This window comes from Pseudoglutamicibacter albus, assembly GCF_022346425.1.
Lineage (GTDB): Bacteria > Actinomycetota > Actinomycetes > Actinomycetales > Micrococcaceae > Pseudoglutamicibacter > Pseudoglutamicibacter albus.
Genome location: NZ_JAKRCW010000001.1, coordinates 215,255 through 237,479 on the forward strand (window position 1 = coordinate 215,255; position 22,225 = coordinate 237,479).

Annotated in this window: 14 protein-coding genes; 6 read left to right on the plus strand and 8 right to left on the minus strand. The window is 61.2% G+C overall.

Annotation, left to right across the window (positions count from 1 at the left end; all coding sequences use genetic code 11):
• The first annotated feature begins 109 nt into the window (after nucleotides 1–109).
• Nucleotides 110–5,737 carry a DUF7507 domain-containing protein gene (locus MHJ63_RS00915; protein ID WP_239445888.1) on the plus strand — a complete coding sequence of 1,876 codons (5,628 nt, stop codon included), beginning with the start codon at nucleotides 110–112 and terminating at the stop codon, nucleotides 5,735–5,737.
• 128 nt (nucleotides 5,738–5,865) lie between these two features.
• Here MHJ63_RS00915 and MHJ63_RS00920 read toward each other — a convergent pair whose 3' ends face one another.
• The 4 genes from MHJ63_RS00920 to MHJ63_RS10085 all read right to left on the minus strand — a co-directional run bounded on the left by MHJ63_RS00920 (nucleotide 5,866) and on the right by MHJ63_RS10085 (nucleotide 10,726).
• Nucleotides 5,866–7,419, minus strand: coding sequence for an SLC13 family permease (locus MHJ63_RS00920; RefSeq protein ID WP_239445889.1), 1,554 nt, complete (start codon nucleotides 7,417–7,419; stop codon nucleotides 5,866–5,868).
• Between the two features lie 152 nt (nucleotides 7,420–7,571).
• Nucleotides 7,572–10,175, minus strand: coding sequence for an excinuclease ABC subunit UvrA (locus tag MHJ63_RS00925; protein ID WP_239445890.1), 2,604 nt, complete (start codon nucleotides 10,173–10,175; stop codon nucleotides 7,572–7,574).
• Between the two features lie 10 nt (nucleotides 10,176–10,185).
• Nucleotides 10,186–10,428 carry a hypothetical protein gene (locus MHJ63_RS00930; protein ID WP_239445891.1) on the minus strand — a complete coding sequence of 81 codons (243 nt, stop codon included), beginning with the start codon at nucleotides 10,426–10,428 and terminating at the stop codon, nucleotides 10,186–10,188.
• Nucleotides 10,382–10,726, minus strand: coding sequence for a TetR family transcriptional regulator (locus tag MHJ63_RS10085; protein WP_420876121.1), 345 nt, complete (start codon nucleotides 10,724–10,726; stop codon nucleotides 10,382–10,384). The genes MHJ63_RS00930 and MHJ63_RS10085 overlap by 47 nt, the downstream gene beginning before the upstream one ends.
• Before the next feature lie 103 nt (nucleotides 10,727–10,829).
• On the opposite strand from MHJ63_RS10085, the gene poxB reads away from it, so the two are divergent.
• Both poxB and MHJ63_RS00940 read left to right on the plus strand, forming a co-directional pair.
• The gene (gene poxB, locus MHJ63_RS00935) at nucleotides 10,830–12,542 is read left to right on the plus strand and encodes a ubiquinone-dependent pyruvate dehydrogenase (RefSeq protein ID WP_239445892.1); all 1,713 of its coding nucleotides are present in this window, start codon (nucleotides 10,830–10,832) and stop codon (nucleotides 12,540–12,542) included.
• Between the two features lie 690 nt (nucleotides 12,543–13,232).
• A complete protein-coding gene (locus MHJ63_RS00940) occupies nucleotides 13,233–15,986 on the plus strand; it encodes a choice-of-anchor M domain-containing protein (RefSeq protein ID WP_239445894.1) in 2,754 nt (917 codons plus the stop codon).
• 39 nt (nucleotides 15,987–16,025) lie between these two features.
• On the opposite strand, the gene MHJ63_RS00945 is transcribed toward MHJ63_RS00940, so the two are convergent.
• Genes MHJ63_RS00945 through MHJ63_RS00955 form a run of 3 tightly spaced genes read right to left on the minus strand, consistent with a single transcriptional unit; the run spans nucleotide 16,026 to nucleotide 18,944 of the window.
• On the minus strand, nucleotides 16,026–17,402 hold the full coding sequence (locus MHJ63_RS00945; RefSeq protein ID WP_338110354.1) for a short-chain fatty acid transporter: 1,377 nt from the start codon (nucleotides 17,400–17,402) through the stop codon (nucleotides 16,026–16,028).
• Nucleotides 17,399–18,373 (minus strand): 3-hydroxyacyl-CoA dehydrogenase, encoded by a 975-nt coding sequence (locus tag MHJ63_RS00950; RefSeq protein ID WP_239445896.1) that lies wholly within the window; start codon nucleotides 18,371–18,373, stop codon nucleotides 17,399–17,401. Before MHJ63_RS00950 ends, MHJ63_RS00945 begins: the two co-directional genes overlap by 4 nt.
• Nucleotides 18,366–18,944, minus strand: coding sequence for an SDR family NAD(P)-dependent oxidoreductase (locus tag MHJ63_RS00955; protein WP_239445897.1), 579 nt, complete (start codon nucleotides 18,942–18,944; stop codon nucleotides 18,366–18,368). The genes MHJ63_RS00950 and MHJ63_RS00955 overlap by 8 nt, the downstream gene beginning before the upstream one ends.
• Between MHJ63_RS00955 and MHJ63_RS00960 the strand changes: the two genes are divergently transcribed.
• On the plus strand, nucleotides 18,931–19,695 hold the full coding sequence (locus tag MHJ63_RS00960; RefSeq protein ID WP_001389365.1) for an IS6-like element IS6100 family transposase: 765 nt from the start codon (nucleotides 18,931–18,933) through the stop codon (nucleotides 19,693–19,695). The genes MHJ63_RS00955 and MHJ63_RS00960 overlap by 14 nt on opposite strands.
• A 63-nt stretch (nucleotides 19,696–19,758) precedes the next feature.
• A complete protein-coding gene (locus tag MHJ63_RS00965; RefSeq protein ID WP_011867692.1) occupies nucleotides 19,759–20,013 on the plus strand; it encodes a hypothetical protein in 255 nt (84 codons plus the stop codon).
• Nucleotides 20,014–20,333: 320 nt separating this feature from the next.
• On the opposite strand, the gene MHJ63_RS00970 is transcribed toward MHJ63_RS00965, so the two are convergent.
• Nucleotides 20,334–20,903: a TetR/AcrR family transcriptional regulator C-terminal domain-containing protein gene (locus tag MHJ63_RS00970; protein ID WP_005882738.1), complete on the minus strand. Its 570-nt coding sequence runs from the start codon at nucleotides 20,901–20,903 to the stop codon at nucleotides 20,334–20,336.
• A gap of 38 nt (nucleotides 20,904–20,941) precedes the next feature.
• Between MHJ63_RS00970 and tet(33) the strand changes: the two genes are divergently transcribed.
• A complete protein-coding gene (gene tet(33) / locus MHJ63_RS00975; RefSeq protein ID WP_010991840.1) occupies nucleotides 20,942–22,165 on the plus strand; it encodes a tetracycline efflux MFS transporter Tet(33) in 1,224 nt (407 codons plus the stop codon).
• Nucleotides 22,166–22,225 lie beyond the last annotated feature (60 nt).

The following is a 22,225-nucleotide window of genomic DNA, read 5'->3' on the forward strand; positions in this document are numbered from 1 at the left end:
CTGCCTTTGAAGTTCCTGGGTTTTAACGTCAAGATTGATTTGAAGGTTAAAGCTCAGATTTTGCGCCACCCGGTCGCCATGGCGCCGCCACATGTTTAAGGAACGCCCTATGTTCACACGAATAACGTCCCCTCTATATAGGAGAACGGGTAGCGCGCTCGCGGTGCTCGCGCTCGTATTCGGCATGACGGTGGCGCTCCCAAACCCAGCAACCGCAACACCCGACGCTGAAAGCGGCGCGGTCGCCACCGCCACTGCCGAAGCCACCTCAATCGAAACGGTTGCGCCGGCAACCGAAGCGGAAGCTCCAGGTGAGCTCGGCGCGCCCGGTGAGACTCAGACTGTCGAGTTGGGGGACGGCAACGTCCAGTACGGCCTCCGGCTCGCCCGCGACGGTGGGGCTGGTTGCATCATCACGAAAGCTAACGGCTACGAACCCGGCGACAACACCCCGCGGGATGGCAATATTTGTGCCGGGGACATCGCTCACTACAGCATCGACCTCAACGTCAAAACCGCTGGCGAACCTAGCACCTTCAAACTCACCCCAACCTGGCTCTCCGCCGAAGCCCGCGCCGCAGGCTTGCCTGAGCCAACCGTCAAACCAACCCTGAAAACCGGTTCCGCTAACTACGGCGGGGTCTCCGCCACAGTCGATGCCAACGGTGTTGTCACCGTGAAAGCGGACCCGAACATCAACGCGACCGTCTCGCTCGAGCTCACCGCCTCCACCATCGCCTCTATGCAGCTTTCGGACGGCACCAACCCTGAAGGCACGTTCAACCTCGGCCTCAAAGCAGTCAAGGAAGACGGCACCAAACTCATCACCGCGGTAGCGAACAAGAAACTCAACGTACTGGTTGAGCCGCGTTTTGATCAGCGCCTCATCGAGCCAGAAAGCGGCGTCAACACCACCACCCGTAACGGCATCGAATACATCGGCATCAGCGCCCGCTCCGGCCTGCCCGCCTACCCGAGCGACCAGAAACACAGCCCGGCACCGGACAGCGCAACCCCGAACGGCCGCATCCTGCCGATCGACCCTGAAACCATCAGCCGCTACACCCTCGTGATGCCAGCCGATGCGCCGTTCAAGGCCGAGGATGTGCTCGTCTCCTATAACGGCAGCCCGTGGCAGAAAGCCAAGGTTGACGCCAACGGCAACCCGTACATCGACGGCAAATACGATAAAAGCAACCCGCCGTTCCGCTTCCTGATCCCTACCGAGGGTCTGCCGGGCGGTAAGACCACGTTCACTACTCGCATGGACATCGTTGATAAAGACGGCAAGCCGACGCGCGTGAAAGACAGCCGCGGGGTTCCATCCAACATCCCAACCACGGTGGGTAATAAAGCGCTCGGCAACAACACCGCTGACCCAGGTGGCTTGAGTGAATGCAGCGCATCCACTGCTGATGAGAAGCAGGGCCTGCTCGCAGGCCAGTACGGTTTCCCGAACAACAACTGCGCCAAGCAGGTTGTGGACCTGACCAAGTGGAAGTGCACCAACCCGAACGGTTGCCCGTCCGCTAAGGACGACGTCGGCATCAACTGGGTAGAAACCGAAGAAAAAGGCAAGCAAGCCTTCGGCTATAAGCAGGCACTGGCCAGCGCGAACGTGCGTTTGAACGTCACTCCAGCTGACGTCAAAGACAACCCGACCATCTGTGCCGCATGGAAGCCGGGCACCCAACGCGTTGTTACTACCGGCAACACCTACGTGCCAACCATCCAGATTGGAGGCACCGGCAAGGTCAACATCGAAAGCGTGTTCCCGGACGCCAAGGTGTACATCACCAAGCAAGACAAAACCAACGGCGGAGACCCAGACTGCGCCGGTGACGCTGGCTGGGAAGTGTTCTACGATGCCTCGGCTGGCGTGAAGGGCAACACCTTCGCAGAGCCGGGCAGCATGAAGCCGAACGAGATCGCTGGTATCAAGATCGTGATTCCCGGCGAGAACGTTATCCAGCAGCCAACCACCTTCCGGTACATGGCCACCACGGGTGACCCTCGCGTGGTCTCGACCCTGCCGACGGTGAAGGCCGCCAAGGGCGATGCCGAGTACTACAAGACCCTCAACTACGGTGCGGTCTACTCCGGCGATAAGAAGGTCCGCGGCAGTATGCAGGACACGATCCTCGCGGAGAAGCCAGCGGCCGGCGTCCGCGACATCTGGGGCACCCTAGGTGAGACGCGCGTGGCCGGTATCGGCGAGCAGAAGCAGCGGCTCACCACCGCCGGGCAGGTTGTGGTGAACAACGGAACGCTCGCGGCAGTGAACTCGAAGGACGCTGACGGCAACCCGACGCGCGTTCACATGCGCATCTATCTGTCCAAGTGTGTGACCGCTGACGAGGAAACGCTCTCGCCCGGCATGACGTATCACCGCGGCGAAATCTCGAACAACCCGAACGACTGCGCCCCGTCCAAGGACAACTACATTGAGCGCACGTGGGCGCTTTCGGATCAGAAGAACGAAACCGATGATCCGAATAATGACCCGTTCTTCCCAATCGACTGGGCCACCAAGAACGCCGCAAGTTCTTCCGTGTTCTTCCAGCCCTGGGACAACGGCCAGCCGCGGCCAGCGTTCACGGTAGTGACCCCGGTGTGGTCTGGACCGCGCCAGTCCTTCGATGTGGTCCATTCCTACCGCATCACCGGCACCCCGGAGCTGGATCTTGATAAGGCGATGCCGGCGCTGAAGAAGGACCGGACCATCAAGTCCTCCTCCAGCAAGGGGGCCTTCACCCCGGCTCAGGATGCGGCGAAGGAATACACGCCGTTGGACTCGATGGCTTCGCTGTCCACGCTTACGGTCCCTAACGTGGTGGCGGCTGGCTTGGCTAAGTCCACCGAAGACAAACTCGTGGACCACGACACGGCCTTCCAGCACGAGCTCAAGCTCAGCAACTACACCGAGGCACAGCTGGGTGCCACCCAGTTCATCGACGTGTTGCCGTTCAACGGCGACTGGCGCGGCACCACATTCAGCGGCGAATACTGGCTGAGCAAGGTCCCGGAGAACTCCGGTTCAAACACGGCCGAGGGCCACGAGATCTACTACACCTACGATGACCCGAACACGGTGTCTGTATGCCCAACGAACGCTCAAGGCAAGGATGACCTCGATGCGTGCGTGAATGCCTCGCGGGCGACCAAGCGCGATATCGATAAGAAGCCGAGCGAAACCAAGTGGGAGCTGCTGACCCAGGAGGTTATCGAGGCCCAAGCCCAGCCGGGTGCCAAGCACATCACGGCGCTGCGTTTCGATAGCCCGCTGCTAAGCCCTAAGTCCGAGGACGCATACGTTCTGGACTTTGAGTCGTACGGCAATAAGCACGGCGATAAGTACGTGAACTCCACGGGCATCGCCACGATGCACGCTGTCCGCGGCGAGACCGCCGACACCACCGGCGTCGGGGCCTTGCCTGTTCCGCAGCCGGACCCGGTCAAGACTGAGGTTTATGCCGCGAAGATCTCCGGTACCGTCTACCACGACGCGAACCGGGACGAAAAGCAGCAAGACGGCGAGAAGAACCTGCCGGGCTACACCGTGACCCTCTACGAAGTGGACGAGAACGGTGAGATCAAGAAAGACGAGAACGGAGAACCCGTCGCTGTCCAGACCACCACGAGTGATAAGGACGGCAACTACACGTTCGAGTCTCTCAAGCGGGGCGACTACCGCGTAGTGGTGAGCCCGCTGGAGGAAACCGACATCAACACCCAAGCAGGTAAGGGCGAGAACACTGATGCCGGCTCCTGGACGGGCCAGGTCATCACCGTGACCGAACCGAACCCGGACAAGTATGACGCCAACAAGCCTCAAACCCACAGTAAGTATGACTTCGGTGTGTTCAAACCAGCCCCGAAGATTAGCCTCAAGAAGACCGTGAACGGTAAGGACTCTGACGAGGTAGCCGTTAACGGTGAGGCGAAGTTCGCCCTGGCCGGTGAGAACAACGGCAACGTTGACCTTGAAAAGGTCAAGCTGGTCGACACCTGGGCCGAAGGCAAGGACCCTCTTGACCTGACGTGCACCATCACGCCGAAAACTGGCAGCGACTACGCGGGGGACGCGACTGAGGACCTGCTCAACGGCGAAGCCAAACTCGCGGTAGGGGACACCTATGAGTGCATCGGAACCTACACCGTCACCCAGGACGATGTGGACGAACAAGTCACGCTGCCTAACAACGCCGATGTGACCGGTGCATACCTGTATAAGTCCGCCACCACCGACGAGGACAAGGAACTCCCTGTAGAAGACCACAGCAAGGCGACCGTCACTGTGCCGGAAGCTAAGCCCGCGCTTGAGGTGACCAAGACTGTTGATGGTCAGAAGTCAGTTATGAAGAAGGCTGGTGAGAAGGCCGAATGGTCCATCACCGGCAAGAACACCGGCAACGTAACCCTGTATAACGTGAAGCTCGCCGATGAGTGGGCCGGTGGCGACATTGAACTGACCTGCACGATGGGCGAGGAAGAGATCGATGTAGCCTCCGGTGACGTGACCCTGCCGGTGGGTGCCGAATTCACCTGCACGGGTGAAAGCGAGATCACCCAGGACCACGTGGATGCTGGCAACGAGCTACCGAACACCGTGACCCTGACGGGTTCTTCGAAGCCGGAGGGCGGCGAGAAGGTCAGCTCGAAGGACACCGCGACTGTCACCGTCCCGAAGAGTGAGCCATCGCTGAGCCTTCAGAAGACCGTCACCAACTGGGCTGAAGACGCCGAACCGGCGCCTGAACCGCTCACGGTGGGCGACAAGGTCGAGTACAGCTTCATCGTCTCCAACAACGGGAACGTGACCGTCAAGGACGTCACGGTCGAGGACCCGAAGGTTCAGGATCTCGACTGCGGCGAGGCAAACACCACGCTGGCTCCGGGGGAATCGTTTACCTGCACCGCATCGCACGTTCTGACCAAGGAGGACGTTGAGGGCCAGACCGAATACGTCAACACGGCGAAAGCGAACGGCTCCACGGTCCCGGGTGAGCCGGTCGAGTCGAATGACGCAGAAGCCAAGGTCAAGGTCGCAACCCCGAAGTTGGAGCTGGAGAAAACCGTCAAGGATAAGAAGGACAGCTACCTGGCCGGGGACAAGGTCGAGTACCTCTTCACCGTGACCAACACCGGCAAGCTCACCGTCAACGGCATCGAGCTGGATGACGCGATGCTCACCGAAGCCGACGTCGACGTCACGTGCGAGGCCGAAACCCTCGCGCCGGGCGAATCGACCATGTGCGTGTCCGGTGAATACACCGTGACAGAGGCCGATGCGGACGCCGGCGAAGTCATTAACACGGCAACCGCATCCGGCACCACGAACAACGGGACACCGGTGAAGTCTAACGAGGCGAACGCCAAGATCACGGTCGAAAAGCCACGTGAACCGGAAGAACCAAGCGAACCAGCGCCGAGTGAATCGCCGGAGCCAAGTGAGCCGGCTCCGAGCGAACCTGCGCCAAGCGATCCAACACCGAGCGAACCGGCTCCGAGCGAGCCAGGCGATCCGAGTGAGCCTGCGCCGGAGGAACCGGGTGAATCGCCACAGCCAAGCGAAACCCCGGAAGCTAGTGAGACGCCGGCTCCGGAAACGCCGGAGGGTAGGAAGCCGGGCCTGGCTACCACGGGTGCTGAGGTGACGGTCGCTGTGTTGGCTGGGCTTGGCCTGGTAGCCGCTGGTGTGGCGCTCGTGCTGGTACGGCGTAAACGCCGCAGTTAGTGGCGGGGCCGCTGGCCGGGAAAGAGACCGGCCAGCAACGCACCAGCTCACCGGCTGAGTCATAAGGGAAGGGCCGGCAACGCCTAATGGTGTTGCCGGCCCTTCCCTTTTTGTCTGAGGTGTTCGCGCTACAGCGAGACTCCGAACACGAGTGGCACGAGCGTGTAGAGCATAACCATGACCATCACGATGGAGATGAGGTTGAGCCAGATACCTGCCCGGACCATCTGTTTGATGGTGATTTCGCCGGAGCCGAACGCGACGGCGTTGGATGGTGTCGCGACCGGCAGCATGTAGGCCGAGCACACAGCTAGGGTCACGGCGATCGTCATGAACAGCGGGTTGATGCCCATGCCGATGGCGACGGCGCTGAAGATCGGGAAGAACGCGGCCGCGGTCGCGGTGTTGGAGGTCAGCTCGGTGAGCACGAGCGCGACCAGGATGATCGCGAGGATGATCAGGACCTTCGGCAGGGCGGTCCAGCCGGTCACCTGGTTACCGATCCACGCGGAGAACCCGGTAGCGGTGAACATCGCGGACAGTGACAAGCCGCCACCGAACAGCAACAGCAGGCCCCACGGGATTTCTTTCGCGGAAGACCAACGCAGCAGCGGCTGACCAGTTGAGTCTTCGCTACGCTTCTTTGCGGGCACCAGGAAGCATACGACCGCGGCGGCCATCGCGACCTGGGAGTCGCTGATGCGGGCGAGGAACGGCAGGTTTTCGGCAACCCAAGCGACGTCCTTGAGGAACGGCACAACAACCCAGAACAGGATCGCGGCCACGAAAATCCAGGAGACACGGCGTTCAGCGGTGCTCATCTTGCCGAGCTTGCGGAATTCGCTTTCGATCATTTCCTTGCCGCCAGGCAGTTCGTTGATCTCCGGGCGGAAAACGAACTTGGTCAGCACGAGCCACGCGAGCCCGGTCATGATGATCGCCCAGGGCACACCTACGAGCATCCACTGGCCGAACTGAATGTCGATGTCGTGGTTCTTCGCGAGGTGACCCTTCATGAGCGCCATCGGCGGCTGGCCGATGAGGGTTGCGGTGGAACCGATCGTGACACCGTAGGCGACACCGAGCAGAAGGGACGCTGCGAGGCGCGGGCTGGCCGCATCGGGGTCGACTTCGCGTACGAGGCTGAGGATCGAGGCGGCGATTGGGGCCATGATGACCGCGGTTGCGGTGTTGGAGACCCACGCGGAGATGAATGCGGAGGCGATCATCACGCCCAGCACGATCTGCGAGGGCCGTGTACCGACCAGGCGGATGGTCCACAGCGCGATCCTGAGGTGTAGCTGCGATTTCTCCGTGGCTAGGCCGAGGATCACGCCACCCATCACCAGGAAGACCACCGGGTCAGCGTATGGTGCCGCGACTTCGCGCATCGGCGCCATCCCGAACAGCGGGAACATCACCAGCGGCAGCAGCGACGTGACAGGGATCGGTGCGGCTTCGGTCATCCACCAGATGGCCATCCACAGCGCGATGCCGGCAACGGCCTTGCCTTCGAAGCTCAGTGAGTCTGGGAGGATGAAGCCCAGAATCAGGCCCGCGACGGGGCCGAGCGCGAAGGTCCACCAGTTGCGGCGGGTTGAACGATCAAGTGGATCGTTCGCGGAATCCTGCTGTTGCCCTTGCGGCTCAGCAGGCGCAGTCGAGTTAGATTCGGCAGACACAGTTGTCCCCTTAAGTACTTAGTGATGTGGAGCACAGATTGCTGGTTGAATCTTATGACAGCAATAATGCTTCGAGAAGTACCTATTTGAGGGTTATTCAGAGCTTGTGTGTATAAGTGGGGTGTGGAGGGCTGCCCTGTGCGCCGGGAGCTTCACCGCAATCCAGCTCGTTCGGCCAGCACCTGGGCCGTCACTGAGCGCGAATCTGGTTGCGTACCCTGCTGGGCTACCGCGGCCGGCGTCCCGGTGGCCAGGATCTGGCCGCCCTCGTCGCCGGCTCCCGGGCCAACGTCGATGACGTGATCAGCCTGCGCCACCACCCGGAGGTCGTGCTCAACCACGACCACCGTCGCGCCGTCCTCTACCAAGCGACGCAACTGGGCAAGCAACAGGTCAACGTCCGCAGGATGCAGCCCCGTCGTCGGCTCATCCAAAAGGTACAGGCTGTGCTTGCGGCTGGAGCCGCGCTGCATCTCTGAGGCCAGTTTGATGCGCTGCGCCTCGCCACCCGAAAGCTCCGGGGAACCCTGCCCCAGCCGCAGGTAACCCAGGCCGAGCGCGTGCAGGAGCTCGACCGAGCGCAGAATCCGCGGCTCCTCCGCGAAGACTTCCAGCGCCTCATCCACGGTCAGCGCCAAAACATCCGCGATGCTGCGACCATTCCACTGCACCTCAAGGATCTCCGGCCTATAGCGCTTGCCGTGGCAGGCCGGGCAGGTCGTGTAGGTGCCCGGCAGGAACACCAGCTCGACCTCGATGCTGCCCGCGCCATCACACTCCGGGCAGCGGCCCTTCGTTGTGTTGTAGGAAAAGTCAGACACCGACATGCCGCGCCGCTTAGCCTCCGGGGTTGCGGCGAAAAGCTTGCGGACGTGATCGAAAAGACCCGTGTAGGTCGCGACGGTGGAACGCACCGTGCGGCCAATCGGCTTCTGTGTGATGTGAACCAGGCGGCGGATCTTATCGAGCCCCGTAGCGTTATCCACCCGGAAATCCTCGGAAGGGTCGGAACCTGGCGTGAGTTCAGCATCGGCGTCCTCGGCGATGGCCTCATCCGCGCCGATCACCTGCTTGGCCGAGCAGGCCGCCGCGTCAGCCAGAACCCCGATGACCAGGGTGGACTTACCGGAACCCGACACACCTGTGACTGCCGTGAGTGCGCCGAGCGGGAAGTCCACATCGGCACCATCGAAAGCGCGCGCGTGCACGCCGGTCAGGGCGATGGATTCACCGGTGCCGGCCGGGGTGTCCGTCAGCTCGGGGAAGTCCGCGTTCAGAGCCGCGGCAGTGGGGGAGCGTAGCTGCTTGGCTTTGGTGCGGAACTCATTCGTGGGGCCGGAGAACACCAGCTGACCGCCGCGCTCGCCGGCGCGCGGGCCGATGTCCACGATCCAATCGCATCCGGCCACCAGGGACATATCGTGCTCCACCAGAAGCACCGAATTACCCGCATCGATGAAGCGCTGCAGAAGCTCCGAGACCGCCTTCCGCTCCACGACGTGCAGGCCCGCCGAGGGCTCATCCAGCACATAGGTTGTGCCGAACAGGTTCGAATTCAACTGAGAGGCCAGCCGCAGGCGCTGATGCTCACCCGCGGACAAGCTGCGTGCCGGGCGGGAGAGGCTCAGGTGCCCCAGCCCCAGCTCGATCGCCGCGCGCACCGTAGGCAGAACCTGATCCAGCAGTAGCTTTTCGGCCTCGTCGTGCTCGTTCCACTGCTGCTTGCTGAGTCCTTCCAGGTGCTGGAGGCGGTCCTCCAGCGCGGCCAACACGTCCTTCAGTGCCAGGTTGTTGAATTCGTCGATCGCGTAGCCGGCGTAGGTGACCTGCAGGGTGTCCGGCTGGAAGCCGCGGCCCTGACACGTCGGGCACGTCGATGAATGCATGAAGGACAGCACGCGGCGGCGGTTCTTATCCGATTCGGTTTCTGCGAGGGTGTCGGTGAGGTAGGTGGCTACCGAGCGCCATTTGCCTTTATATGACCCGTGCACGGCGTTTTCGTCCCGCACAGGGTGGACGGTGACTACCGGCTGTTCGTCGGTGAACAGGATCCAGTCGCGGTCCTTTTGTGGAATGTCCCGCCACGGGATCTCGAGCGGGTAGCCGAGGGTGTCTAGGATGTCCCGGAAGTTCTTGCCCAGCCATGCTCCGGGCCATGCGGCGATCGCGCCGTCCCGGATGGACAGGCTGGGGTTCGGCACCATCGACTCTTCCGTCGGTCGGTGCACGGTTCCGGTTCCTTGGCATTCGGGGCACATGCCGGCGGTGGTGTTGGGGGAGAAGGCGTCGGAGTCGAGGCGGCCGTATTCGAGCCGCTCCCGCATGCCGGCAGGGTAGGTTCCGGAGCGCGAGAAGAGCAGCCGAATACTGTTCGACATGTTGGAGATCGTGCCGACGGAGGAGCGTGCCCCGCCCAGGGTGGTGGACTGTTGTAGGGCCACCGTCGGCGGTAGGCCAGTGACCGAGCCGACGCGCGGGTTGACCGCACCACCGATGAGCCGGCGAGCGAAGGGGGCGACGGACTCCAGGTAGCGGCGCTGCGCCTCACCGTGGATGGTGCCGAAGGCGAGGCTGGATTTGCCCGAACCTGAAACGCCGGCGACCGCGACGAGGGTGTCGCGGGGCAGGCTGACATCGATGTGTTTCAGGTTGTGTAGGTGCGCGTCACGCACCCGGATCATGGGATCGTGCCCCGCTCGCGCCGTTGTGTGCGGAGTTGCGTGCGGAGCCGTGAACTCGGGCTGGGCGTGAGTCATGGTGGCCACTCTATCGGGCAGGCCGGGCCGGTGTAGGTGGTGAAGGCTCGACGATCAGCGCTAGGCCCGCATCGAGGTCTGCCAGTAACTGCTGAGCCGAGTTTTTCGGGCCGTTGAGGTCGTCGCTCGTGAGTCCGTTGACGAGTGTCGTGACCAGCCGAGCTCCTTGTTCAGGCGATAGCTTGCCGTTCAGTTTTCCATGCTGTTCAGCCGCTGCGAGCCCGTTGCATACTAGCGCCCGGAAGCTCTCCACCTCGGCGTCGTATAAGTCGGCTAGCCAACCGCGTAATGAATGCTTTCGCGATGATGTCGTTTCGCGTCCCCATTTGATACTGGACAGTCCCAGGTGCGACCCCCGCCTCTGCAGCGACATTGCGCACGCTCAGGGTATCGAGTCCTTTGTTGACCATCACTCGAATGGCGGCGTCGGCTATCAGCGCCGAGTTCGCATCGGTTTGATGGGCGTCTACCTTGCGACGATCGGTGGGGCCTACAGTGGCGAGGTTTCGCATGAAGCTGAAGTTTCGCGCAAACTGTTTACTTCCCGTCATCCGCGTGGGTACGTTTCGCGTAGCGAATAAGAGAAATGCCTCGTGAGGGTCGGTTGAAGATGTGCCGGTGTTACCGGGGTTCGGGAAGGCGGAAGGCTGAACGATGGCAACTATTGCTGAGAACGTGGTTGAAACTCTTGGGGCGAGTGGCGTAAAGCGAGTTTATGGCGTTGTAGGAGATTCCCTTAACGGTTTCACTGACGCGATTCGAGATTCAGATATCGAGTGGGTCCATGTCCGTCACGAAGAAGTCGCAGCCTTTGCGGCTTCTGCTGAAGCGGCGCTGACCGGTGAGCTTGCGGTGTGTGCCGGTAGTTGCGGACCGGGAAACCTTCACCTCATCAACGGGCTTTACGATGCTCAGCGGTCACGTGTGCCGGTCCTAGCGATTGCGGCTCAGATTCCCGGTGGGGAGATCGGTTCTGGCTACTTCCAGGAAACCCATCCTGTTGAACTGTTCCGGGAATGCTCGGTCTACGTTGAAGATGTGAGGTCGGCGCAGCAGATGCCGAGGGTTTTGCGGATTGCTATGAGAGAGGCACTCTCAAAGAGGGGAGTGGCTGTTCTCGTTGTTCCTGGTGAGATTTTCCTGGAAACAACGAAAGCTGCCGCCGAGGTAATCGTGGAATCCAAGTCGCACCAGGTTCCGGTAGAAGCTGATCTGGTTCAGGCTGCCAAGCTTCTCAATGACTGCAAGAAGGTCACGATCCTGGCGGGAGCAGGCGCTGAGGGCGCGCACGACGAGCTAGTAGCGCTTGCCGATAGGCTGCAGGCTCCCATTGTTCACGCCCTGCGCGGTAAAGAGTCTATCGAATACGATAACCCGTTTGATGTGGGGATGACCGGGCTGCTGGGATTCGAATCAGGGTATCGGGCCATGGAAGCCTGCGATACTCTCTTGATGCTGGGGACTGACTTCCCGTACCAGCAGTTCTTCCCAGAAGATGCCACGATCATTCAGGTTGATATTCGTGGAGAACAGATTGGTCGGCGCACCCCTGTCGATCTCGGTCTGGTGGGTGGAGTCAAAGAAACGATCGACCACCTGCTACCCAAGCTGCAAAAGAACAAGTCGAGCAAGCACCTCAAAGCGATGCTCAAGCATTACGGGAAGACCCGTAAGGACCTTGATGATCTGGCTACGCCTTCGCGTCGCACTATTCATCCCCAATACCTGACCAGGTTGATTGATGAGGGGGCTAGTGATGATGCGGTATTTATTCCCGATGTTGGATCCCCGGTTATTATGGCTTCCCGGCACCTGACCATGAATGGGAAACGGAGACTCATTGGCTCCTTTATTCACGGTTCCATGGCCAATGCCCTACCCCAGGCGATCGGCGCTCAACTCTCTCACCCGGATCGTCAGGTGATTGCCTTGGCGGGCGATGGTGGGCTCGCCATGCTCATGGGTGACCTTCTTACGCTCACAACGTATGACCTGCCGGTCAAGGTTGTGGTTTACAACAATTCTTCGCTGAACTTTGTTGAATTGGAGATGAAGGCAGCAGGGTTCGTGACTCACGGAACCGGTCTCGATAATCCGAACTTTGCTTCCCTTGCGGAGGCGATTGGGATGAAAGGTTTCAGGGTGGAAAAGTCGAAGGACCTGCCCAGGGCGGTTGAGGATTTCTTGGCCCATGATGGCCCAGCGATTCTCGATGTGACAACCGAACGCCAAGAGCTCACCCTGCCTCCCACGATTGATGCCGAGCAGGTCAAGGGCTTCACAATGTACGCAGTCCGTACGGTGCTTGACGGCAGGGGAACCGAGCTCGTCGACCTGGCAAGGGCCAACCTGCGGCAGCTGTTCTAGGTGGGATAACGTTTCCTCACAAACCGGATGGGGAGCTCGCCGATGCTATGTTGCAGTGTCCAAGTGCTTCCCACCCGGGTAAGGCAATGCCTGATAAAACCGCGTCGCGAAGTAGCGCAGTTACGGAGCTTCATGCCCGCCGAGTAGAACCGGCTCGGCGGACATTACTAAACGGGAGACACTCTAGGCACTAACCCTCAGAATGTATGTCAGGGTCTTTTCTGGGTTTCCAAATCAAAACTGGAAACGTTCGTCGCATCTGAATGGCTCAGACATTCTGGTCTGTTTGTCACACTCTGTCCCTTCGAGGCATTTAGCCTCCCGCATGAGCTTCTTCGGCAACACCACCGGCGGTGAGAGTCGCGCCGAAGTCAAAGAACGCGTGCTCGACAAGATGACCGAGTTCCTGGAACGCTACGAACCGCTCGGGTGAGCGGTGCTAACCGCCGGCAACTGCAAGTACGACCAGTCGCCCCAGATGAACTGTACGTAAGCCGCGTAAGGGGGCTGACAGCACTAGCCCTGTGGCACGACAAGCGCTAGCGATGTGGCGTCGCGCCCGCAGATCCGCTAATGTTGTCTCGCCAGCTATTGCAAATGAGAATGATTAGCAATAGGGAATTGTTGGCACCTGAATCATTGGCAACAGCGCCATCACCAGCAGAGTCATCACCAGCTAAGGAGCGGTTCATGCGCGTCCTCCGGGCAACCCGTGCCTCCATCGCCGCTGCGGCCATCGCGGCAACCACCTTCGCCACCGCATCGGGCGTCACTGCCGCGCTGACCTTGGGCGCGCTGACCTTCGGCGCGGCTCCTGCCTACGCCGGCCCGGACGACGACCGCAGCGTTGAAACGAAAGCCCACATCGACGCCCCTAAGGTTTTCTGGAATAAGCAAGCTGGCACGTTCGCGATCAACTCGCAGGCCAACGGGAAAACCGTACCGCTCGAGACCACCGCCAACTGGGTGGGCCGCGGCTACAACGACGACGGCAGCCAAAACTACACGTTCCCCATCACCTCGGACCCGCGCCTGGACTTCCTTGGCAAGGACGGCCAGCTGCTCTACATGGCGCCGCAAGTTCCAGGGCCGGGCAACAGCCCCATCTGGTCGGGTTTCGGGGCCGATACCGCGGTGCCTATCGAGCAGTTCCAAGACGGCAACTTTGCGCTGGAAATGGTCGGCTTCAACGGCCCTGGCCGGATGGAGATGTTCAATTATTCGACGTTCGGTAGCCTGCCGGTGACGCGCCTGTTTTCTTCGCATGACAAGGTTTCGCGCACTGTGTGGCTGGACCCGGGCACGCACACGCACAACATCACGACGTTCACCAAGCCGGGCCGCTACGAAGTCACGTTCGACGCGACCGCCCGCACAACCGACGGCCGCTTCATTTCCTCTAAGCCCACGACGCTGGTGTGGCGGGTAGGCGGTACCAACCCCGCCGATGAGAAGCTCGGCGACGTCCGCGCCGCCTACAACAAAGCGTCCAGTGTGGGTGCAGCGGTGCAGGGCGACGCTCAGGAAAGTGCGGCGGAGGGTGCCGCGGCTTCCAAACCGACGTTCACGATCGCCCCGCACGCCGGCAGTGAGCGTGACGGCGACAAGAACCTCACCGACCTCACCTTCAACGCCGGCAACGAGGACGCTGAGGGCACGGTGGTGTTCTACATCGACGGCTACCACCTCGCCGAGGTTCCGGTGAAGAACGGCACCGCGACGTGGAGCGAGATGATCGGCTCGCAGACGTCGAATTTCCAGGCCGTGTTCGTGCCGACCAAGGGTGCCGCCCGCTGGATCAGCGCACCGCTGAGCGCCGCCACGGGGCAGAAGGCCGTGTCCACGCAGGAGGTCGGTCAGTTCCCTGAGGAAACCCCCGATGCGCCGGCCGGCGAGTTCTCGAAGGGTGAGGTCACGGTCGGTTCGCGCGATGTGTCCGTTACCGCGCGGCCGCAAAACAACAGCGACCTCATCACCATTGACACCAAGCCAGCGGATGATTCGCTGATCTATAACGTCACCGGCGGCTTCTATGAGGAAGGCTATGACGAGCCGACCTGCCCCGTTGAAGGCGTGAGCGGCCCGGGTCGCCGCACCATCGTGGCAGACAGCGAATACTGCAAGGGCGAGGGCTATTCGCTGCGCCTCACGCTGGAGCCGCAGCCGCGAGCAGCGATTGGCAACACTGACGTGATCGACCTCGGGCAGGTGAGCGGCGCCGGTAAGACGGTTGAGGCTCGGTTCGCTGGCATCGGCGAAAGCAACGAGCCTGCGCCGGGTGAGTCTGACCCGAACCCGGGTGAGGGCGACGACGGAAACGAAGGTTCCGACGGCGCGATCCTGGATACGCCTGTGACGATCAACAACGGCCACGTGGACTTGCGCGCCATGGAGGTTGACGGGCAGTTCTCGGTGGCGTTGGGTGATGATTCGCGTCAGCACGCCAAGGAGTCCGTGCTCCGAACCATCAACTCGACGACCCTGGAGGTCACCAAGCTCGCGAAGGTTAAGCGTGAGGGCAACGTGCTGGCCGATGAGAGCTATGACGTGCTCGGCCCGAAGGGTAGCGAGCTGTATGTTCTGCCGCAGGGTCAGCAGCCGGGGCGTGTGTGGCCGGGCTTCTCGAGCGAGGCCCTGGACCGCGTGAAGTACCCCGAGGGCGCAACCATGACGCTCACCCCGGTGAGCGCGCCTGAGGGCGGTAAGTGGTTCGCCTACACCGAGAACCTGGGCGCCATCAACCGGATGTACGCGTCTAGCGAGAAGGCTTCCGACGTGCCGCTGCCTCCGGGCACTCACATGCACACCGCGTGGGCGTTCACTAAGCCGGGCACCTACACGATTGACGTGACGGCCCGCGCCAAGCAGTCCGGCGACGGTGAGCAGGGTGCCCAGGCCCGCAGCGCCGCTGGAAGTGGCAACGATGGGGAAGCGGTTGCTAAGACCCAACGCCTCACATTCGTGGTGGAGAAGAAATCCGCCACCGAAGAGCCTGGCGCTTCGGAAGCTCCGAGCGAGAATCCGACGGCGGAACCAACGGAAGAGCCGACGGAAGATCCAAGTGAGGAACCGACCGAGCAGCCGAGCGGGGAACCGTCCCAACAGCCGACCGCGGAACCGTCGCAACAGCCGACCGCGGAACCTAGCGTGGAGCCGAGCGACCAACCGTCTGAGCAACCAACCGAGGAGCCTTCGGTGGCGCCAAGCGCGGCGCCCACGCAGGAACCGGGCACCCAGCCGTCAACGGAACATCCAGGCGAAAGCCCTAGCTCTTCAGCTCAGCCGGGCGAGCCAGGCGATCGTGCTGGGGTGGGTTCCGCATCGGACGTGGGAAGTGACCTAGCACGCACGGGTGCGGCGGTGTTGGTAGCGGGCGTGATCGCTGGGGTGGCGGTCCTCACGGGTGTCGTGTTGTTGCTGGTTGCGCGCCGCCGCAAGGGCTGAACCCCCGCTCGTGTGTTTAGCCTGTCTCGGGCCGGTGATTCAGGCGAGCATGAAGCCCCACACCAGAACCGATACTGCGAAGATGATTCCGAGCACGATGAGGATCAGGACCATATAGCCCATCACGTCGCGCAGCTTCAGCCCGGAGATAGCGAGCACTGGCAGAACCCAGAACGGCTGAACCATGTTGGTCCATTGGTCACCGATCTGCACCGCAACCGCAGTCGCAGCGTGATCCGCACCAAGCGCAGCCGCAGCCTCCGCCATCACCGGACCCTGAACAGCGAACTGACCGCCACCAGACGGCATCAGGATGTTCAAAATACCACCGGAAATGAACGACCAGAACGGCAGCGTTTCCGCGCTAGCGAACGTACCGAACGCATCAGCGAACGCAACAGCCAAACCGGACGCGCTCAAAATACCCATGATGCCCGCATAGAACGGGTACTGGATGATGATGCCGGCAACAACCTTAACGCCATCGTTGACTGCCGTGAGGAACGCGGAAGGCCGCATGAACAGCAGGATTCCGAGGAACAGAAACATGAAGTTCACCGTGTCCAGGTTCAGCGTGCCGCCCTTGACGAAATAGCGGACCGCGAACAGCATCGCAATCAACCCGAAACCGATGCCAACAACGCGGGAATTGTTCAGGCGGCTAGCAATGGTCGGGGTGCTCTCCTGCACTGGCTTCACCGAAACCGCAGGGAAGTCTTCGCGGTTGATCTCGCGGACCTTCGCCGGGTCCTTCGGGTGCAGCAGCATGTTGAAAATCGGCAAAATGATAAGCACTGCCAGGTTCGTCAGCAGCAGGTACGGGGAGAACAGCGTATCCGTTAGCGGGATCAGACCAACCTGCTCTTCCATGAAGTTGCCAGGGGTCGCAAGCAGCAATGGAACCGAACCAGACAAGCCGATGCCGTACACCGCGAACCCGGAATAGCCGGCCGCAATCGCAAGCGGATAGTGCAGGCCCTTAACGTTCATCGCGAGCTTCTGCGCAACAATGCCGCCCATGACCAGGCCGAAGCCCCAGTTCAACCACGAGCCAATGCCGCCCACCAGCGTCGCCGCAACAATAGCGGCACGCGGCGAGGAGATCTTCGAGGTCAGCACGTCCAAGAAGCGGTCCACCGGCGGAGTCTTAGCGAGAACATAGCCCGCCAACAGCACCACGGTCATCTGCATCGTGAAGGACAACAGACCCCAGAAGCCCTCACCCCAGTAGTCAACAACCTGGAACGGGCTGGAACCCTGGAAAATAATGGCCAGGATCATCGTCAAGACCGTCAAGATCATGGCGATGACAAGCGGATCCGGCAAGTACCGGTCCATCAAATTAGAGAAAAACTGGGCCGTCGCTTCGAGCGGTCCACGTCTCCGTTTTACGGTTTGAACCTCATTGTTCATCATTCCCCCAAGGGCTTATTGAGTGATTTTTGTTTTAGAAGTTGTCCATCGCGCCATAGGACGCGCTGTTCCCAATCGCCTGGCGAAAGCAGCTCACCACGCTGGCGAACCACCTCCGCGACAAGGTCCTCAGTCCACGGTGTCCTGTTACCAATGTCATGTTCCATGCGCTGATACGACGGACCCATGCGGTCAGCATGAGCCGCGATCCCGCCGCGCGTGTTGAGATCCACCGTTTCGAACGGCCCCATGAAGGCCCAACGGCGGCCCAAGCCATCGCGGACAACTTTGTCGATGTCGTCGACGTCCGCCACGCCTTCCCGCACGAGCGCGTAAGCCTCCCGCAACACCGCACCCTGGAGCCGGTTGAAGAGGAAACCCTCAATCTCCTTGTGCAGAACCACAGGTGAAAGCCCCGCTTGCTCATAGAGCGCGCGAGCCCGCTCAACCGCGGCGGGCGAAGTGGCAGGGCTAGGGACCAACTCGATCACCGGGATCGCGTACGGCGGATTACCCGGGTGCGCCACCAGCGTCTGTTCCTCGATCCCGGTTCCTGCCGCGGACTTCGACGTCGGGATGAACGACGTCGACGAGCACACAACGCACTCCTCGGAGATCAGCTGAGCGAGCTCACTGAACAGTGAACGCTTCATCTCAAGCTTCTCCGGAATGCATTCCTGCACCAGCGCCGCGCCGGCAACCGCTTCCTCGAGGCGACCCGTGGTGGTGACGCGCTCAACCAGGGCGTCAACGTCGCCGTCGAAGAGGCCGTGCTTCTGCAGCAGCTCGCCGCGTTCGCGGATCTCCTGCGGGATCGCGTTCCGGCGCTCTTCCGCAGGCTCGAAAATGGAAACCTGCATCCCCGCCTGCGCGAACACCACGGCGAAAGCAACCCCGATGGAGCCGCCACCCACCACTGCGATGTGGCCGTTGGCTACGGTGCCGGCTGAAGATGCGTTCTGTTGATTAGTCATGGTGTGCTCCTACAGTCATGCCGCCACATACATACAAGGTCTGGCCAGTGATGAAGCCGGCGTTAGCGCTCAGCAAGAAGACGGCGGCGTGGGCGACGTCATCGGGCGTTCCCATACGGCCAACCGGGATGCTGTTGACGATCGCCTTAGTTCGCTCAGATTCCGCTGGGTTCGCGTTCATGAACAGCTCAGTAGCGATGGGGCCCGGCGCCACGGCATTCACCGTGATGCCCTGCTGACCTTCCTCGAGAGCCCACGTGCGCGTCATGCCTTGCAGACCGGCCTTCGTAGCGGAATACGCGGTGCGCAACTCCTTACCCAGAGCCGCGCGCGACGCGATGTTCACGATCCGGCCGAAACCAGCCTCACGCATCCCCGGCACCAACGCCTGAGCGCACAAGAAAGCGCTCCGCAGATTGAGGGCAACAGCGTTATCAAACTCTTCGACCGTCTGATCGCTGAGAGAGTTCGCGAAAACAGCGCCAACATTATTGACGGCTCTGTTGCAAAAATCGTGAAGCTTGAGCATGCTTGGCGGAGATTGGACGGACGGAACGATGACGGATTTCAAGTGGCGCCATTTCCAGGGTGATGTGATCCTGTGGGCGGTGCGCTGGTATTGTCGCTATCCGATCAGCTATCGCGACCTTGAGGAAATGCTGGCGGAACGCGGCATTTCGGTCGACCATACGACGATCTATCGCTGGGTCCAGTGCTACGCCCCGGAGATGGAGAAGCGGCTGCGCTGGTTCTGGCGGCGTGGCTTTGATCCGAGCTGGCGCCTGGATGAAACCTACGTCAAGGTGCGGGGCAAGTGGACCTACCTGTACCGGGCAGTCGACAAGCGGGGCGACACGATCGATTTCTACCTGTCGCCGACCCGCAGCGCCAAGGCAGCGAAGCGGTTCCTGGGCAAGGCCCTGCGAGGCCTGAAGCACTGGGAAAAGCCTGCCACGCTCAATACCGACAAAGCGCCGAGCTATGGTGCAGCGATCACCGAATTGAAGCGCGAAGGAAAGCTGGACCGGGAGACGGCCCACCGGCAGGTGAAGTATCTCAATAACGTGATCGAGGCCGATCACGGAAAGCTCAAGATACTGATCAAGCCGGTGCGCGGTTTCAAATCGATCCCCACGGCCTATGCCACGATCAAGGGATTCGAAGTCATGCGAGCCCTGCGCAAAGGACAGGCTCGCCCCTGGTGCCTGCAGCCCGGCATCAGGGGCGAGGTGCGCCTTGTGGAGAGAGCTTTTGGCATTGGGCCCTCGGCGCTGACGGAGGCCATGGGCATGCTCAACCACCATTTCGCAGCAGCCGCCTGATCGGCGCAGAGCGACAGCCTACCTCTGACTGCCGCCAATCTTTGCAACAGAGCCTTTGCGTCAATGCAGGGAGATAGCGAAGAGCGCGCTTCAACGGAGATGCTCGAATGGGTCCACGACGGATTGGAGTCCGTGGTCGCGGCAGACGTAGATGATTCGCACGCCGTACCCGTCGGCGCCGCTCGGCTCGGGGTCGCATTCTGCGCGGCAGACGTTACAGAGCCGGTGCTCGTTGCTCCCCCAGACCGTGACCTCGATATCGTCGGGGATCTCCATTCCGTCGAACTCCATATGCGGAGGTTAGCTGTCGCGGATTGAGTCGTGTCAAGATGCGGCACCGATGCTAAACCGCCGTTACCTATGGTCATCGCGCCGGTCGCGCACTCGACGCTTAGTTCTTGAGGTACTCGAGGACGGCGATGACGCGCTTGTTCCCTGTGCGCTCGTTAAGGTCGAGCATGGTGAAGATGCTGCTGATGTGCCGTTCCGCGATCGCGACGCGACATGCACACGGTCCCTGATTTGCTCGTTTGTGAGCCCCGTAGCCATGAGCGAATCGTCAGTATCGCGGAGGAGGTGCTGCGGGAGCGGGAAAGGATTGACCTTACTGACGCAGAGACCCAAAGTGCGAGCATCCCTCATCGCTTTGATGCCAGCCCTTCAACCATTGCAACTAACCCGAACTCGAAATCTAGGTCTTGATCGACAGGCTCACATCCGTTGTCGAGCGCTGTTTGTTCTTCTAGTACGAAACCGACCGTATAGCGGCTGATAGCCATGAGAGCTCGGACCGCAGAGCCCTCAGCGAATCCTTCGGACACGAGAAACTCGATCTGACTTTCGGGGGCATCCGAGCCCGCTGGCATCTGGTCACTCTTTTGACGGTGAAACTCTGCGTGCAGCCGTGCTCCATCCCGGACTGCCAGAAGCGCTGTCCGGAAGCTCCGCGCGTTGCGCAGGAGAAAGTCGTCCCAGCGCTCCCCTGACTCTGGGAGTGAGGCGTGGTGTTCGCGATCAAGCACATCAGCTGCGAGCGATCCGAGCAGGTGGGCCTTTGTCCGAAAGTGCCAGTAGAGCGCTGGCTGCTGCACCCGCAGATGCGCAGCCAGCGCCCGTGTGGTGAAACCGTCGATCCCCGTGTTATTGAGCACATGCCTCGCACCGCGCAAGACTGCTGCACGATCGAGTCGCGCTTGTTTCTGAGCCATGCTTGCACTTTATCATCGATAACTTTATCGTTGATAAGGTGTCATCTCTCACTTCCGCTCGTGGCTCGTTGGCCACGGTCCTCATCACGGCTAGCCTCGACGCCGCCGGCATGGGCCTGGTGATGCCGATTCTTCCCGCACTGCTACACGAGGCAGGGGTCACCGCTGATGCGGTTCCGCTGAACGTCGGAGTGCTGATCGCGCTCTACGCGGTAATGCAGTTCATCTTTGCCCCCGTACTGGGAACGCTGTCGGACCGATTCGGCCGCCGCCGGGTGCTGCTTGTTTCCCTGGCCGGTGCGACCGTCGACTATCTCGTGCTCGCCACGACGTCCGCTCTGTCGGTGTTCTATATCGCCCGCGCAGTGGCTGGGATAACCGGAGCGACCAATGCGGTCACCGCCACCGTGATCGCCGACATCACGCCACCCCACCAGCGCGCCAAGCGTTTCGGTTTACTCAGTGCCTGCTATGGCGGCGGAATGATCGCGGGGCCAGCCATGGGTGGACTGTTCGGTGCCATCTCGCCACATCTGCCGTTTTTGCTCGCTGCTCTTCTCTCAGCGAGCAATCTGGCACTCACCTTTATCCTGTTACGCGAGACCCGTCCTGATTCCCCTGCGCGCTCTGCGTCGCTCGCTCAGCATCGTGGTCGCCCCGGCCTCAGCGCGGTGCCTGGGATTACCTTCCTATTAATCGCATTCGGCCTTGTTCAATTCATTGGGCAGGCTCCAGGTGCGACCTGGGTGCTGTTTACTGAACACCGCCTCGACTGGAGTCCCGTCGAAGTTGGAATCTCCCTGTCCGTTTTCGGGATCGTACAGGTTCTCGTGCAGGCCCTCCTTACTGGCCGCATCGTGGAGTGGATCGGTGAGGCAAAAACAGTCATCATCGGGTGTATTACCGACGCCTTGGGTCTCGTAGGCCTGGCGATTGTCACTGACGCATTTTCCATGGCACCTATCTTGGCGGCACTGGGGATCGGTGGCATCGGCCTCCCCGCTCTGCAAACCCTTCTCTCCCAGCGCGTCGATGAACAGCACCAAGGGCGCCTCCAGGGTGTGCTCGCCAGCATCAACAGCGTCACATCGATCTTCGGACCGGTCGCTTTCACAACGATCTTCGCGCTCACTTACATCAACGCCGACGGCTTCCTCTGGCTCTGCGCCGCAGCACTCTACGTGCCCTGCGTGATTCTCATCATGCGTGGTACAGCAGCGTCCCCGAAGTTCGGCTCTTGGGCGAGCGGCGACTCGATGTGAGTTGTGAGACGTGAGCAGGAGCAACACGGCGGCGACACTGCTTCGCCATGGCCGACTAGC